The sequence below is a fragment of the Bordetella tumulicola genome (assembly GCF_054779135.1).
This window is the reverse complement of sequence record NZ_BAAGYU010000006.1, coordinates 500,161-515,343: the sequence shown is the minus strand read 5'-3', so window position 1 is coordinate 515,343 and position 15,183 is coordinate 500,161. Positions and strand designations below refer to the sequence as shown.

Here is a 15,183-nt window from a genome sequence, read left to right as displayed (position 1 = left end):
ATGAGCAAGCACCAGGCGCGCAAGCGTTTCGGACAACACTTTCTGACCGACGAAAGTGTGATTGAAGGCATCGTGCGGGCCATCGCGCCCGCATCGGATGACCACGTCGTCGAAATCGGGCCGGGGTTGTCTGCATTGACGCAGCCCCTGTTGCGTAGTCTGGCGCATTTGACCGTGGTCGAGATTGACCGCGATCTTGCCGCGCGGTTGCGCGGCAAGCACACCGCCGAACGGTTGACCGTAATCGAAGCCGATGCCCTGACGGTCGATTTCGCGAGCCTGGGGGCCGGACTGCGCGTCGTGGGTAATCTGCCCTACAACATTTCCAGCCCGCTCCTCTTTCACTTGATGGCCGCCGCCGATACGGTGCGCGATCAGCATTTCATGTTGCAACGTGAGGTCATTGATCGCATGGTGGCCACACCGGGTAGCTCGGATTTCGGGCGCTTGTCGGTCATGCTGCAATCGCGCTATCGCATGGAAAAACTGTTCGATGTGCCGCCGGAGGCTTTCGACCCCCCTCCGCGTGTCGTGTCAGCGGTAGTGCGTATGGTGCCGTTGCCCATCGACCGCGTGCGTCCTATCAGCGAGTCGGCATTGGAAAAAGTGGTGGCGCGAGCCTTCGCGCAACGCCGCAAGATGCTGCGGCGCGCGCTGGGGGACTGGGCGGCACTCGTACCCTGGGAGGCACTTGACATTGCGCCAACCGCGCGCGCCGAGGAAATTTCTGTCGACAAGTTCATCAAAATGACTGATGCGCTGGTCGAGGCGGGTGTCGTCTCGGCCTAAAGCCCTGGTCGGGACGGACGATGTGGCGGCAGGCATTGCCGCCCTATAGCATGCGCTTGCTGGCTGCCAACCACAGTTGCGTAACATCGCGGGCACGGTCGGACAAATACTGTGCAGCGTTGTCGCAGGCGTGTTGCAGGCTGATCGGCCCCGGCGCCAGACTGAAGGCGGCGGTGATACCCCCGGCATGCAGGTCTTGATAGCCCTCTCCCAACGAGCCCGCCAATGCGATCACTGGGACCCCCGCTCGCTGCGCAATACGGGCGACCCCAGCGGGCGTTTTGCCGCGTAACGTTTGGGCGTCCATGCGACCCTCGCCGGTGAAGGCCAGCGTGGCGCCCTCCATGGCTTGTGCCAGCCGGCCGAGCTCTGCCACGACCTCGACACCGGGACGAAAGCGCGCATTCAAAAAAGCGTGCGCCGCAAAACCTAATCCACCCGCCGCACCCGCGCCCGGCGCGTCGCGCATATCACGTCCCAAGTCGCGGGCGCAGACATCGGCCAATCGACCCAGACATTTATCCAGGAACGCGACCTGCTCTGGCGAGGCGCCTTTTTGGGGGCCGAAAATATGCGACGCGCCTTGTGGGCCACATAGCGGATTGTCGACATCCGATGCGATGTCGAGTTGAACCTGGGCGAGACGTGGATCCAGCCCTTGCGTGTCGACACGGTCCAGGTCGGCCAACGCTGCTGCGCCAAGGGCCAAGTCTTGACCCGCCTGGTCCAGAAAACGCACGCCTAATGCGCTTAGCAGACCCGCTCCGCCATCGTTGGTCGACGACCCGCCCAGACCCAGAATAATGCGCTGCGCACCGGCATCCAGCGCCGCACGCAACAGTTGCCCAACCCCCACGCTGCTGGCGCGCAGCGGATCGCGTTGATCCGGTGGCGTGTGCTCCAGGCCGGCCGCGGCCGCCATTTCGATGACTGCTGTCTTGTCCTCGAGCCAGCCCCACGCGGCATCCCGCGATGCCCCTAACGCGTCGCGCACAGTGGTCGACCGCCATTGCCCGCCGGCAGCGGCCAGGACGGCCTCGACGGTGCCTTCGCCACCATCGGCCATCGGCACACACACGGTATGCGCGCCAGGGTAGGCTTGCTTAATACCGCGTTCGATAGCCGCAGCCGCGTCGGGCGCAGAAAGACTTTCTTTAAACGAATCGGGGGCGATGACAATTTTCACGGGGATGATCGTAGATAGCAGAGAGAGGGACGAGGAAAGCGGTAGGGTAGAGTTTGCAATGAAAGATGTTAATAATACCCGCGCAGCCGTGAGACTTTGTTAGGTACCTGATTGCCTGCAATGTCGGAGGCCGGCGTACCATACCGTATTCGTCGTTTCGAGAGAGAGGTCATTTATGTCCGTATTGCGTCGCACCAAAATTGTCGCCACGCTGGGGCCGGCCACATCAACGCCAGAACAGCTGGAAGCGTTGGTGCGTGCGGGCATCGATGTGGCGCGATTGAACTTCTCGCACGGCACCGCCGACGACCATCGCGAACGTGCACGTTTAGTGCGCGACATCGCCGCCAAACAAGGCCGCTATGTCGCTCTGATGGGCGACCTGCAAGGCCCTAAAATTCGCATCGCACGGTTCACTGACAAGCAAATCGTCCTGCACACGGGCGATAAATTCATCTTGTCGAACAGCCATCCCAACGACGAGGGCAATACGTCCATCGTCGGCATCGACTACCCCGAGTTAGTCAAAGACTGTCAGCCGGGCGATGAGTTGCTGCTCGACGATGGTCGTGTTGTGCTGGTCGTGGATCATATCGTCGATGACGCGGTGCACACCACCGTCACCGTCGGTGGCCCCCTGTCGAACAACAAGGGTATCAATCGACGCGGCGGCGGCCTGTCGGCCCCCAGCCTGACCGACAAAGACCGCGCTGACATCCTCGTTGCCGCCGAGTTGAAACTCGAGTACGTGGCCGTGTCGTTCCCACGTTACGGCAGCGATATCGACGAAGCACGACAGTTGGTACAAGCGGCAGGCAGCAGTGCCTGGATCGTCGCCAAGATCGAACGCGCCGAAGCTGTCGTCGACGACCAGGCCCTTGACGCATTGATTCGCGCCAGCGATGGCGTCATGGTGGCTCGCGGCGACCTCGGTGTAGAGGTCGGTGATGCCGAACTGGTCGGCATCCAGAAGCGCATCATTCAACATGCGCGCACGCTGAATAAGGTCGTGATCACGGCGACGCAGATGATGGAGTCAATGATCTCCAGTCCGTTGCCCACACGCGCCGAAGTCTCCGATGTGGCTAATGCCGTCCTGGACTACACGGACGCCGTCATGTTGTCCGCGGAGAGCGCCTCGGGCCAGTACCCCGTCGAAGCCGTGCAAGCCATGGCCCGCGTATGCCTGGGTGCAGAAAAACACCCCACCACGACGCGTTCGCACCACCGCCTGGGCGAAACCTTTACCCGCTGCGACGAGACCATCGCCCTGGCCGCCATGTACGCCGCCAATCATTTCCCGGGCGTCAAGGCCATCATCGCGCTGACCGAAAGCGGGCACACCCCGCTCATCATGTCGCGCATCCGCTCAGGCGTACCGATCTACTGCTATAGCCCACACAGCGAAACTCAGCATCGAACAGCACTCTTTCGTGGTGTCTACACGATCCCGTTCGACCCGACCGCCTACGACCCCGCAGATCTGAGCAACGCCGCGATCGATGAACTCAAGAAGCGCGGACGCGTGCAAGAGGGCGACTGGGTAATCCTCACCAAAGGGGATTCTTATCGCGATAGCGGTGGGACGAATGGCATGAAAATTCTCGTTGTCGAGTAGGTTTTGCTTGCGGTGAGTGGCAGTTCTTGAGACGCCGCTGTCCGCCGTGTAAAGGCCACGCCGGCCTAATCGAAACGGCTCGGGCGCATACAGGCGCCCTCGGCCCCCTTGCGGGGGCTGCCCGTTTCTCAAAAGGCCGGCGTGGCCTTTACACGGCGGACAGCGGCTCGCAATGTCTTCCCTTTACGGATGCTGTTGTCCTGTCGGTGGTTCATGGGGAGGACGTTATGGATGATCGGCACGATGCATGTCAGCTCCGGAAGTGCATCACTACTGTGAGTTGCAGGCGTGTGCGCAGTGGCGGCGCCGGCCTTTTGAGAAATGGGCAGCCCCGCGCAGCGGGGCCGAGGCCCTTGGTTGGGCCGAGCCGTTTCGATTAGGCCGGCGCCGCCACTGCGCACACGCCTGGAACGCGTCAATAGAGACACCCTGCGCCAGCAACAACACCGCTAGCTACTGAACTACGGTACTTAACCGAAGAACCAATAGCACACCGCAATGGCGGCAAGAACACCTGCGAGGTCTGCGATCAATGCGCAACTGATGGCGTGGCGGGTGCGCAGGATGCCTACGGAGCCGAAGTAGACGGCGAGTACGTAGAAGGTGGTTTCCGTGCTGCCTTGCATGACGGCGGCGAGGAGGGCGGGGAAGCTGTCTACGCCAAAGTGCGTCATGGTTTCCAGCATCATGGCGCGGGCGGCGCTGCCGGAAAAGGGTTTGACGAGCGCGGTGGGGAGGGCATCGACAAAGCGGGTGTCCCAGTTGGCGGCGTGTGCCAGCCATCGGATGCCGTCCAGGACGAGGTCGAGAGCGCCCGAGGCGCGCAGGACGCCTACGGCGCATAGCATGGCGACCAAGTAGGGCAGCAGGCTTTTGGCGACGTCGAACCCTTCTTTGGCGCCGGTGATAAAGGTCTCGTATACCGGGACGCGTTTGTACGCGCCGACGATCAGGAATGCCAACAGGATGCCGAATAGCGTCAGGTTGCCCATGAGTGACGAGAGGCTGGCAATGGCGGCGGTGGACATGCTGGCGAGCAGTGCCATGAAAGCGCCTAGCAGCAGAGCGATGCCGCCTAGCCAGGCGAGAGCGACGGGATCATGGAGCTTGAGGCGTTGGCAGGCGGCGACGGCGAGCAAGCCGGCTAGTGTGGAAGCGCTGGTGGCCAGCAGAATGGGCAGAAAAACGAGCGTGGGGTCGGGGGCGCCTTGCTGGGCGCGAAACATGAATAGCGTGACGGGCAGCAGCGTCAGCGACGAGGCGTTGAGGACGAGGAACAGGATTTGCGCATTGGTCGCCGTGTCGGGTTTGGTGTTGAGGCTCTGCAGCTCGCGCATGGCACGCAGGCCGATGGGGGTGGCGGCGTTGTCCAGGCCCAGGCCATTGGCGGCCATGTTCAGTGTGATGAGGCCGATGGCGGGGTGATTGCGGGGGACCTCAGGCATCAGGCGCGCAAACAGGGGGCCCAGCAGGCTGGCCAGTTTTTCAACCAGGCCGGCGGCTTCGGCGATGCGCAGAAAGCCCAGCCACAGGGTGAGCGTGCCGAACAGCAGCACCATGACTTCGACCGATATGCGCGCCATATCGAACAGGCTGGCGACGACTTGGCGGAATACGTCGGGGTCGCCGATGAATAGCCAGCGGTACGAGGCGGCCGCGGCAGCGGCAAGAAAGAAACCCAACCAGAGTTTATTGAGCATGGCAGAAAGCAAAGACAGCGAGAAAAGGCCAGTCGCGGCGAGGCCCATTGTCGCAGACTTGGCATCATCAGGGATGTGCGGGGCGAGGCAATTCTGTTAACTTGGTTCTGTACGCGCACTTCATTCATACAAGGCTGCATATGGATTTCAATGCTTGGCGTCGTCGCCGTATCTCTGACCCCGCCTTTCGGTGGGCCCGCAAGGCTATGCCCGGTCTGTCCGATACCGAGCGCGAGGCGATCGAGGCCGGCGACGTCTGGTGGGACGCGGATCTGTTTACGGGAAATCCCGACTGGAACAAGTTGCTTGCGGTGCCGCAGGCTACGCTAACGCCTGCCGAGCAGCAGTTCCTGGATGGCCCAGTGGCGCAGCTGTGTGCCATGCTCGACGAGTGGGATATCACCTGGAATCGCGGTGATCTGCCCGAGCAGGTGTGGCAGTTCATGCGCGACCAACGTTTCTTCGGCATGATCATCCCGACTTCGTACGGGGGGCTGGGGTTCTCGCCGTACGCTCATTCCGAGGTGGTGCGACGGATTTCGGCCTATTCCGGGACGGCCGGGGTCACGGTGATGGTGCCTAATTCTCTGGGGCCCGGCGAGTTGCTGATGCAATTCGGTACGCCAGAGCAGCGCGATTATTGGTTGCCGCGCCTGGCCGATGGCACGGAGGTGCCGTGCTTTGGGTTGACCAGTCCCGAGGCGGGTTCGGATGCGGCATCGATGACCGACTCCGGCGTGGTCTGCCGGCAAGAGGTCGATGGACAAGAGGTGATCGGCATACGCTTGAACTGGCACAAGCGTTACATCACGCTGGGGCCGGTGGCGACGGTGCTGGGCCTGGCGTTCAAGCTGCAAGATCCGGAGGGGTTGCTGGGTGGTCCGGTCGATGTCGGTATTTCGGTGGCGCTGGTGCCGACGAATACACCGGGCGTCACGATCGGGCGTCGTCATCTGCCAGCCATGCAGGTGTTCCAGAATGGTCCGAATCAGGGCAAGGATGTTTTTCTTCCCCTGGATGCCTTGATTGGCGGGCCGGCCAAGGCAGGGCACGGTTGGCAGATGCTGATGAGCGCCCTGGCCGCGGGTCGGGGTATTTCTTTGCCTTCGTTGTCGGCCGCGGCGGCGGTGTACTGCGCACATGTGACGGGTATGTATGCCCGTGTGCGTCAGCAATTCGGGATCGCGGTGGGGCGCTTTGAGGGCGTCCAGGAAAAGCTGGGGCGTTTGGCGGGTAATGCCTATCTGGTCGAGGCGGCGCGTCGATTGACGTGCGCGGCATTGAACCAGGGGCACAAGCCCGCTGTGGTGTCGGCGATCATGAAATACCATGCGACAGAACGCATGCGCGTCGCGGTCGATGATGCGATGGATGTGCATGGGGGCAAGGCCGTGATTGACGGGCCGTCGAATTACTTGAGCCCGCTGTATCGGTCCGTGCCGATTGCGATCACCGTCGAGGGCGCCAATATCCTGACGCGTTGCCTGATCATCTTTGGCCAGGGGGCGATTCGTGCACACCCTTTTATGATGAAAGAGGTGTTGGCGGTAGGCGACGAGGACGAAGATCGTGGCGCGCAGGCGTTCCATGAGGTGTTCTGGAAGCACATCGCGCATAGCGCCAAGAACGGTTTGCGCGCCTGGGGACGGGCCTGGACGGGTGGACTGCTGGCGCGTTCGCCATCCCGTGGGCCTATTGCTCGCCAGTATCGTCGGCTGAGTCGCTATGCCTCGGCGTTTGCGTTGGTGGCGGATGCCGCCTTGGGCACGTTGGGTGGGGCCCTGAAACGTCGCGAGATGTTGTCGGCCCGCTTGGGCGATATTCTGTCCGAGCTCTATTTGCTGTCCGCTGTCCTGAAGCGCTGGGAAGACGAAGGGCGGTGTCAGGCAGATCTGCCGTTGGTGCAGTGGTGCATGGACGACGGCTGCGCCCAACTCGAAACACGTTTTGATCAGGTGCTGGCGAATCTGCCGTCACGGCCGGTGGCGTGGGTGTTGCGGGCCCTGGTGTTGCCTGTGCGCCTGAATCGCGGCCCTAGTGATGCCCTGACCCGAGAGTGCGCCGATTTGCTGTTGTCGCCGTCTGCGACACGTGACCGGTTGACCGCTGATTTACAGCGTGGCGAGGGTGATGATGGGGTGGCTCAGTTGGAGCGGGCATTTAGCCTGGTCCATGCGGTGCAGCCCCTGCACGATCGCTTGCGTCGCGAAGGTGTGCGTGATTGGCGCGAGGCGCAGCGAGGCGGCGCGATCACGGACGAGCAAGCCCGTCAGCTCGAGGCGGCGGAGGTCGCTGTTCAGCACGTCGTGGCGGTCGATGATTTCGCGCCCGGGGCGTTTGCGCGTCAGTCCGCTTAGCGCGTTGTGCTTGCCTGCGCCTCAGGTGCAGACGTGATGGACATTCGGGTATTTGGCGTCGGCTTCCGGCTCTGTGATTTTGCGCAGCAAGTAGAGCAGCGCGACCCGCTCGGCATCATTGAGCGGGCCAAATGTTTCTTCGGTAATGATCCGGGCAAAAGGCTGCATTTCGGTGACGAGTTGGTCACCCGTTTCGGTCAGTGTCACCATGACCTTGCGTCGATCCGTTGAGTCGGCGCGTAGCGTGATGAGATCGCGGTTCTTGAGGCGGTCGACGACGCCGCGGATGGTGGCCTGATCGATTACCGTTGCCTTGACCAGGTTGGCGATCGAGGCGGGGCCGTCATCTTTGAGCGCGCACATGACTACGAATTGCGCGACCGTCAGTTTGGAATCCGGAATGAACTGCTGAAAAAGCGCGGTGTGTCGTTGATAGGCGCGGCGCAGCAGGTGCCCGACCTGCGAAGAAAACAGGTAAGACGACGTGTCTTCTTTGGCGGGGTTATCCGGTGATGGCTGTCGTTGGGGCGAGGGCATTTTCATGGGTACGAGGGGGCTGATGCAAGGCTAGGCGCAGTGTCTCGGGAGTATACGGGGGAGCGCACAAGCGTCGTCCCGTCGCGTCGAATAAGGCATTGGCCACCGCGGGCGCACAGGGCAGCGACGCCGACTCACCGACTCCGAGTGGCGGCTCTTCTTGGCGCGGCATCAGCAGTACGTCAACCTTGGGTAGATCACGGAAAGTCAGGATGGGGTAGGTGCCCCATTCGCGACTGGTCACCCCTTGCGGTCCAAATGAGACATGCTCGAGCAGCGTGCGGCTTAGCGCCTGAATGATATTGCCGTGAACCTGGTGTCGAACGCCTTGCGGGTTGATCATCATGCCGGCATCGTGGCCGACCACCACGCGCGTGACGCGCAGACGCCCGCTTAAGGGGTCGACCTGCACGTCGACGATCCATGTTGCCCACGAGGCGCCGAAGCCCGGGAACTTGCTGTGCACGTAGCGTGCGTACGCGACGCCGCGGCCATGCAATAAGCCGTCTTGTCCGGGAATGCCTCGACTGCCGGTGGCGTTAGTCTGCCAGCGTGCACGCGCTGCGGTGGCAACCAGTAAATCGCGGGCGCGCGTATCGTCCAGATGACGCAGGCGATAGTCGATGGGATCTGCGCCCGCGTGGTGGGCGAGCTCGTCGATCATGCATTCGTGCGCATAGGCATTCGGCAATGCCGATACGCCGCGCAGCCACGATGCGCGCATCAAGGGTGCCATGTCGTGGCAGACGATATTCAGGCTCGGATACCGGTAGGGCGGCATCGCGGTGCGATCACCCATTTGCAAGGTACGGGGGTGATTGGAGATGCTGCCGGTCAACAGCAATGCGAGTAGCGGCGCGTCGTTGGAGGGATAGCGCACCCCGAAATCGTAGGCCAGCAGATTGCCTTGCGGATCAATCGCCGCCTGCACGTCGATCAGTTGCGCCGTACCCTTGGGCTCCCATTGGTGTTCTTGCTCGCGCGTGAGTTGTACGCGGACCGGGGCGCCCACGGCCATTGCCAGTAGCGCCGCATCACCACAGACATCGTCGGCGCAATTCCGGCCATAACAGCCAGCCGCCTCGAGACGCACGATTTCAATATTGCCTTCACCCAGATTGAGCAGGCGATCAATATCGGTGCGCAGCATGTGCGGGTTTTGGGTGCCGGACCAGAGGGTGAGCCGGTGCTCGGTGTAGTCTGCCACCGCACAGGACGGACCAATGGAACCATGCATCTGATAGGGCCAGACGTAGGTTCGCCGGACGCTGCGGCCAGCGTTGGCGTGTGCGGCTTGCGTCAGCGCGTGGCCGGGTTGCCCCTGACTGTGCAGGGGGCGGGGCTCAGAGGGGTGGGCGCGTATCGCTGCCTCCAGATCACTCAGATCTGGCGCGGGCGGGATGTCCTTCCAACGGACCTTCAGGGCTCGCATCGCGGCAATCGCTTGTTCTTCGCGGTCGGCCACCACGCCCACGAAATCCCCTCGCACGACAACCTGTACCCGGCCCGGCAGATGGGCAATAGAGGACTCGTCGACGGCCACCAGGCTGTTGCCCACAAAGTCGCCGCCATCGCGACCGGGGTAGGGCGGGCGGATAACGCGGCCATGCCGCATGCCGGGCACGCGCACATCGTGGACGTATGTGAGGGTGCCGGTCGCTTTGGCGGGAATGTCGACGCGGGCCTGTGGCTGGCCCACGAGCTGATATTCGGAGGCCGGCTTGAGGGGGGCGTTTTCGGACAGGGGCAGATGATCGTGTCTGCCTCGGAGGAGTTCCCCATAGTGCAGGCTGCGAGCATCTGCGGGGTTTTTGAAGACGATGGCACCTGCGCGTGCCTGTAATACATCAACGGGAACGCGCCAGGTTTGCGCTGCCAGGCGACGTAGATGCTCGCGTGCCTGGGCGGCGGCGCGACGCAGCGGTACGGCCGAAATCTGGATGGATGCGCTGGCAATGGTGGGGCCTTGATTGGGCGATGCCTCGGTGTGGCCCAGCACCATGTCGAGTTGCCCGAAAGGGATCTCAAGCTCCTCGGCCACGATTTGCGCCAGCGCGGTGCGTATCCCCGTGCCGAGATCGACGTGCCCGTTAAACGCCATCGCGCGCCAGCCGCTGGCGATCTCGGGGGCGTCCTGGATCGCGATAAAGATTTCCGGCGTGGCCGGGACGTAGTCGGTCGGCGCACCGGGTTGACCCGGGGCGGGCTTGGGAGGCGCGACCGGATGGCGAATGATCAGCAGCACACCGCTCTGATTGAGTAACCCGTCGTGCAGAGATTTCGGCTGGGGCAGGCTCATCCGAATTAGCTTAGCCCGACAGGGCCTCGATGTCGATCAGGGCCTGGCTCAGCGGCATGACCGCTGCGTATTTCTGTGCCATGTCGAACAGATTGGCGTCATGCGGGCCGAGTGCCCGATCGCCCACGCAGTCCGAGACCACCAGGGGGCGGAAGCCGGCCTGCATGGCATCAACCACGCTGGCGCGAACACAGCCGCTGGTGACACACCCCGCGATCACCAGGGTCTGTACACCGCGCTGGCTCAACCACGGTGCCAGCATCGTGCCATAGAAGGCCGAGGGCGTGCTTTTGCGCACCACGTACTCCCCGGAGGCCGGTGCGAGTTCGGGCACGATGGCGCTGGCCGCGCTGTCCTCTTTGAGCGTGAGCATGCCGGGGACTTTCAGGCAAAAAATATTCTGGTCGGCATCATCGTCCGCGAACACGATGCGGCTGTGTGCGATCGGCCAACCTTGCTGGCGTGCATGAGCAAGCAGATGCGTCGTCTGGTCGATTGCTTGCGGGATGTTGCCCCCGCCGAAGACCGCTGGATCCGCGAATCCGTTAACGAAATCAATGATCAGCAGGCCAAATGGCGCCTTCAGGGGCAATGGTGTGCCAAAGCCCTGCCGTGCGTAGGCCGAGACGTCGCCCTGGACGCCGTCCGTGGAAATGTGTTGGGCGGAGAGTGTGCTCAATTGACGATTCCTGCGAGTTGGCTCAGTCGCTCGGCGCGGGCGAGCCCTTCTTTGTCTTGCACGATGCCATCGATGACAGTCGGCGTGCCGTCAAGCGTGACGGTGCATCGGCGCATCGGAATGTCGATGTGGCACGCCGTGGTGCGGTTGCCGCCGGCCTCGTTGTTGGGTCCCATGGACCAGAGGAAGTTGCCCTCGAATGCGCGTGCGTCCATGCCGATATGCGACTCTTTGTCGTAGTGGGCCAGCATCGACCAATGCGCGCGGGGCTGCAGACCCCAACCCACATGCGATACGGCGTAAGCCTCGGGGTCTTCGTAAGAGGCCATGTACTCGCGCAGGATGTCCGCCTGCAGGCCGCCTTCGATCGCGGTAACGAAGCCGTTGCGGATCGTGAGCTGGATGGGATCGTTGACGTATTCTTTGAGCGGCAACAGGATATCGCCGCGATCCAGCACGACAACGCCCTGGCTCTGGCCTTCGTCGGGCCAGGTCAGTACGAAACCGCTGGGCCAATGATCCCATCGGCCAGGCTGGTCGACAAAGCCGTATTCGCAGATGACGGGGAACTCGCCCAGCTTGCAACGCAGGTCGGTGCCCGCCTTGGATGAAATATGGATTTCGCGGGCGGCCTCAATGAGTCTGGAGGCGTTGATGACCCGTGTGCGATCGGCCTCGGTGGGGACGAGGCGGCACAGCACTTCAGGGGGCTCGACCGCCAGCAGGATTTTCGTACCGGCGCTCAGGATGTCGTGTTGCTCGGGCGAGAACAACAAGGTCATGAGATCCAGCACCAAGTCGCTGGCCTTGAGCGCCGCGATGGCGGCGGGGTTGCCCGTCAGCGGAGTGGTACCGAGATAGGCCAGCGAGTCGCGCGAGAGCGATTTCTCGGCGTTGATCGGCGGCAGGTCCAGGCGATTGACCCGCGCACCGAGGTCGCTGGCCGCGGCGATCGCGCAGCGCAAGGTTTGCGGATGGGTGTCGGCGCCGGTCAGTACGGTGACTGTCTGGCCGGCTTCGAGCCTGGACAGGGTGAGGACCTGTTTCCAGGCTTGAATCAGATCAATATCGCTCACGGACATGGCGAACTCCGGTTGGCTAGAGGGACAAGAGACCAAGGTGCCGGCGTGGCACCCGGTGGGCGTCAGGTCAGGGGGTGCCCCAGAAAATCGCCAAAGGCGGCGTAGAAGCCGTCCTCGTTGTCCCAGGGAATCATGTGCCCCGCGCCGGGCACGCGCACAGATTGCGTTTGCGGTGCGAGGGTTTGCCATTCGGCGACATCGCCATCGTTGACGACATCGCCGCGCTCGGCCGTTATCAGCAGCAGCGGGATCTTGATTTGAGGCAAGTCGGCATGGATATCATCGCGGCCAAAATCCTCGAAGCTCTGCACGATGGCAGGTTCGTAGCAGGTGTGCAGCCATTGGGCGCGCAGCCGCAATTGATCATCGGTCCAGGTGGGGCAAAACGCGCGCATGGCCTCGGCGTCCATACCCTGCGTGGCCTGGCGGATGGAGTCGACGTACCACGGCAGTTTGGCGGGATAGGCGCGGCGGCCGGGCCCGGAGACGGGGGGATCCACGGCAACCACTCGCACGAGCCCCGCGGGCTGAGAGCGCGCGGCGCGGACCGCGATGCGTGCACCCATCGAGTGGCCGATCAGTGCGTAGCGCTGCAGTCCTAGCGCCTCCGCAAAGGCGGTGACGTCGGCAGCCTGGGCATCAAGACCGTAATCCAGACCGGGGCCCGATTCGGACAAACCGCGGCCACGAACGTCGAGCACATAGGTATCGAAATGGATGCCGAGTCGTTCGGCGACAAAGCCCCAGGTCACCGCCGGGCTGGTGATACCGGGAATGAGCACGATGGCAGGGCGTTGCGCGCGTGCGCCGTCGTTGCCGCCATAGCGCAGATAGTGTTGGCGGATACCGTTAGCGTGGACATGCGCGCCGTAGAGATAGGTCGATGGCATGAGGCTTTTTCTCGCAGAATGTTTTGAAAAAATACAGCGTAGACACTCAATATATAGAAATAAAACGCGCCCCGCAATGCTCGATATTCATAGGTGAAAAATGAGAAAAATCTAGGGAAAATACCTAGATAGATTCGGTTTTATTTCCTTGTCAGTAGTCTTTCTTGTCTGTAAATTTTAAAAAAAGAAGCGTATACGCTTTAAATTCACGACTCGGAACGACCTGCCGATCTTGCGATTGGTAGCGAGAAATTTTGATTGCCAGGAGAGTTTTCTGTATGTCCGCACAACCTCGAATTGCCGTGATCGGTGCCGGTCTTGGAGGAGCGGCCGCGGCCTCGCTGCTCGCTAAAGAAGGGTTCAATGTTCGTGTCTATGACCAGTCTCCCGTTTTTTCGCGCCTGGGGGCAGGGATCCACGTCGGCCCCAACGTCATGAAGATCCTGCGTCGCATTGGCGTCGAGGATGCACTTAACGAACAAGGTTCGCATCCGGAGTACTGGCACAGCCGTCATTGGCAAACGGGCGATGTGCTGGCACAGATTCCCCTGGGTGACTACGCCGTCAAGGAATACGGCGCCAGCTACCTGACAGTGCATCGGGGTGACTTCCATGCGCTGCTGATCGATGCGTTGCCCGACGGCATACTGACCTTTGACAAGCATCTCACGCAGGTCGAAGACCTGGGCCACGTGGTGCGCATGCATTTTGCCGATGGCACCGTCGAGGAAGCCGATCTGGTGATTGGCGCCGACGGTGTCAATTCGCGCATCCGCGAAGAACTGCTGGGTGTCGAGCCGCCGAAATACGCGGGTTATCTGGCGCATCGCGCCGTGTTTCCGACACCCGACGTCAAGGCCGGTATGTTGCCCTTCGATCCCTGCGTGAAGTGGTGGAGCGACGATCGTCACATGATGACGTATTTCGTGACCAGCAAGCAGGATGAACTGTATTACGTGACCGGCGTGCCCGTCGAGCAATGGAATCTCGAAGACCGATGGCTGCCGAGCAGCAAGGAAGAAATGCGAGAGGCATTCGACGGTTGGCATCCCACGGTACAAGCGTTGATCGATTCCACCGTCGAGGTCACCAAGTGGTCCTTGCTGGAGCGTGATCCACTGCCGCTCTGGAGCCGCGGCCGTCTGGTGTTGTTGGGTGATGCGTGTCACCCCATGAAACCGCACATGGCGCAGGGGGCGGCCATGGCCATCGAAGACGCCGCGATGTTGACGCGCTGTTTCAAGGAGGTGGGTGCGAGCAATTATCAGTTGGCCTTTGATTTGTATGAGGCCAACCGCGCAGAGCGCGCGAGCAAGGTTCAGCGTATTTCGCACGATAATACGTGGTTGCGCACCAACGAAGATCCTTCCTGGTGCTTTGGCTATGACGTATTCAATGTGCCGCTGGTTGATCCGTTGCCCACAGCGCAAAAAACGTAAGGCCATTGGCACTCACTGAGCGGCGACCCTCATGCACAGCAGCGTTTCCACGACGCCTCATCCCGTCAGTTCGTCTGTCTTTCGTTTGTCCGTTAACGGATGCGAGCGAGAGCTACACGCGGACCCGGGGACGCCGTTGCTGCTCGTGCTGCGCAATGATCTCGCCTTGAACGGCCCCAAGTATGGTTGCGGGTTGGGTGAGTGCGGGGCGTGCACCGTGCTGATTGATGGAGTCGCTGCGCGGTCTTGCGTGATCCCGGCGCGTGGCGCTGTGGGTCGCGAGATCACGACCCTCGAAGGTCTTGGCGATATTCATTGCCCAGGCCCCACTCAACAGGCATTCATCGACTGTCAGGCGGCGCAATGTGGATACTGTCTCAACGGAATGATTATGACTGTCGAGGCACTGTTGCGACGTCAGCCGTATCCGTCTGAGGCCACGCTGCGAGAAGAGTTGAGTCACAACTTGTGCCGTTGTGGCACGCACCTCGAAATCCTGCAGGCGGCACACCAGGCGGTGGCATTGCGTGCGGCCGCGACCGCGCAAAGCCCGACTGAAGGTGGGGAGCCGTGAGCGGCCCCGCATTGCCTGATGTTCTCGCCTCGC

The 15,183-nt window shown here is 62.0% G+C and carries 12 protein-coding genes; 5 read left to right on the top strand and 7 right to left on the bottom strand.

Translation table 11 applies throughout. The features are described 5' to 3' along the window. Complete coding sequence (gene rsmA / locus ACYVDM_RS06360; protein WP_415791480.1) at positions 1-789, top strand: 16S rRNA (adenine(1518)-N(6)/adenine(1519)-N(6))-dimethyltransferase RsmA; 789 nt, start codon at positions 1-3, stop codon at positions 787-789. 43 nt (positions 790-832) lie between these two features. Here rsmA and ACYVDM_RS06355 read toward each other — a convergent pair whose 3' ends face one another. Continuing rightward, positions 833-1,975, bottom strand: coding sequence for a glycerate kinase (locus tag ACYVDM_RS06355; protein WP_415791478.1), 1,143 nt, complete (start codon positions 1,973-1,975; stop codon positions 833-835). 175 nt (positions 1,976-2,150) lie between these two features. Here ACYVDM_RS06355 and pyk point away from each other — a divergent pair, with 175 nt between their 5' ends. Beyond that, a complete protein-coding gene (gene pyk / locus ACYVDM_RS06350; RefSeq protein ID WP_415791476.1) occupies positions 2,151-3,593 on the top strand; it encodes a pyruvate kinase in 1,443 nt (480 codons plus the stop codon). A 470-nt stretch (positions 3,594-4,063) separates the two neighbouring features. On the opposite strand, the gene ACYVDM_RS06345 is transcribed toward pyk, so the two are convergent. Further along, a complete protein-coding gene (locus tag ACYVDM_RS06345) occupies positions 4,064-5,293 on the bottom strand; it encodes a nucleoside recognition domain-containing protein (RefSeq protein ID WP_415793610.1) in 1,230 nt (409 codons plus the stop codon). A gap of 122 nt (positions 5,294-5,415) precedes the next feature. On the opposite strand from ACYVDM_RS06345, the gene ACYVDM_RS06340 reads away from it, so the two are divergent. Further along, positions 5,416-7,650 (top strand): acyl-CoA dehydrogenase, encoded by a 2,235-nt coding sequence (locus tag ACYVDM_RS06340; RefSeq protein ID WP_415793613.1) that lies wholly within the window; start codon positions 5,416-5,418, stop codon positions 7,648-7,650. Positions 7,651-7,671: 21 nt separating this feature from the next. Here ACYVDM_RS06340 and ACYVDM_RS06335 read toward each other — a convergent pair whose 3' ends face one another. From ACYVDM_RS06335 to ACYVDM_RS06315, 5 genes are all read right to left on the bottom strand, one after another. Continuing rightward, a complete protein-coding gene (locus tag ACYVDM_RS06335) occupies positions 7,672-8,187 on the bottom strand; it encodes a MarR family winged helix-turn-helix transcriptional regulator (protein ID WP_415793609.1) in 516 nt (171 codons plus the stop codon). Then, positions 8,153-10,486 carry a xanthine dehydrogenase family protein molybdopterin-binding subunit gene (locus tag ACYVDM_RS06330; RefSeq protein ID WP_415793608.1) on the bottom strand — a complete coding sequence of 778 codons (2,334 nt, stop codon included), beginning with the start codon at positions 10,484-10,486 and terminating at the stop codon, positions 8,153-8,155. The genes ACYVDM_RS06335 and ACYVDM_RS06330 overlap by 35 nt, the downstream gene beginning before the upstream one ends. A 10-nt stretch (positions 10,487-10,496) precedes the next feature. Next, the gene (locus ACYVDM_RS06325) at positions 10,497-11,165 is read right to left on the bottom strand and encodes an isochorismatase family protein (RefSeq protein WP_415793607.1); all 669 of its coding nucleotides are present in this window, start codon (positions 11,163-11,165) and stop codon (positions 10,497-10,499) included. Next, positions 11,162-12,247 carry a M29 family metallopeptidase gene (locus tag ACYVDM_RS06320; protein WP_415793606.1) on the bottom strand — a complete coding sequence of 362 codons (1,086 nt, stop codon included), beginning with the start codon at positions 12,245-12,247 and terminating at the stop codon, positions 11,162-11,164. The genes ACYVDM_RS06325 and ACYVDM_RS06320 overlap by 4 nt, the downstream gene beginning before the upstream one ends. 62 nt (positions 12,248-12,309) lie before the next feature. After that, complete coding sequence (locus ACYVDM_RS06315) at positions 12,310-13,137, bottom strand: alpha/beta fold hydrolase (protein ID WP_415793604.1); 828 nt, start codon at positions 13,135-13,137, stop codon at positions 12,310-12,312. Positions 13,138-13,415: 278 nt separating this feature from the next. Between ACYVDM_RS06315 and ACYVDM_RS06310 the strand changes: the two genes are divergently transcribed. Then, positions 13,416-14,576, top strand: a complete 1,161-nt coding sequence (locus tag ACYVDM_RS06310) for an FAD-dependent monooxygenase (RefSeq protein WP_415793603.1) — start codon at positions 13,416-13,418, stop codon at positions 14,574-14,576. Positions 14,577-14,607: 31 nt separating this feature from the next. Further along, positions 14,608-15,150, top strand: a complete 543-nt coding sequence (locus ACYVDM_RS06305; RefSeq protein WP_415793602.1) for a (2Fe-2S)-binding protein — start codon at positions 14,608-14,610, stop codon at positions 15,148-15,150. The last annotated feature ends 33 nt before the right edge of the window (positions 15,151-15,183 follow it).

Coding starts and splice junctions, on each gene's coding strand:
- pyk (WP_415791476.1), top strand. CDS start 2,151: ATGTCCGTATTGCGTCGCACCAAAATTGTCGCCACGCTGGGGCCGGCC.
- ACYVDM_RS06315 (WP_415793604.1), bottom strand. CDS start 13,137: ATGCCATCGACCTATCTCTACGGCGCGCATGTCCACGCTAACGGTATC.
- ACYVDM_RS06335 (WP_415793609.1), bottom strand. CDS start 8,187: ATGCCCTCGCCCCAACGACAGCCATCACCGGATAACCCCGCCAAAGAA.
- ACYVDM_RS06310 (WP_415793603.1), top strand. CDS start 13,416: ATGTCCGCACAACCTCGAATTGCCGTGATCGGTGCCGGTCTTGGAGGA.
- rsmA (WP_415791480.1), top strand. CDS start 1: ATGAGCAAGCACCAGGCGCGCAAGCGTTTCGGACAACACTTTCTGACC.
- ACYVDM_RS06305 (WP_415793602.1), top strand. CDS start 14,608: ATGCACAGCAGCGTTTCCACGACGCCTCATCCCGTCAGTTCGTCTGTC.
- ACYVDM_RS06345 (WP_415793610.1), bottom strand. CDS start 5,293: ATGCTCAATAAACTCTGGTTGGGTTTCTTTCTTGCCGCTGCCGCGGCC.
- ACYVDM_RS06320 (WP_415793606.1), bottom strand. CDS start 12,247: ATGTCCGTGAGCGATATTGATCTGATTCAAGCCTGGAAACAGGTCCTC.
- ACYVDM_RS06330 (WP_415793608.1), bottom strand. CDS start 10,486: ATGAGCCTGCCCCAGCCGAAATCTCTGCACGACGGGTTACTCAATCAG.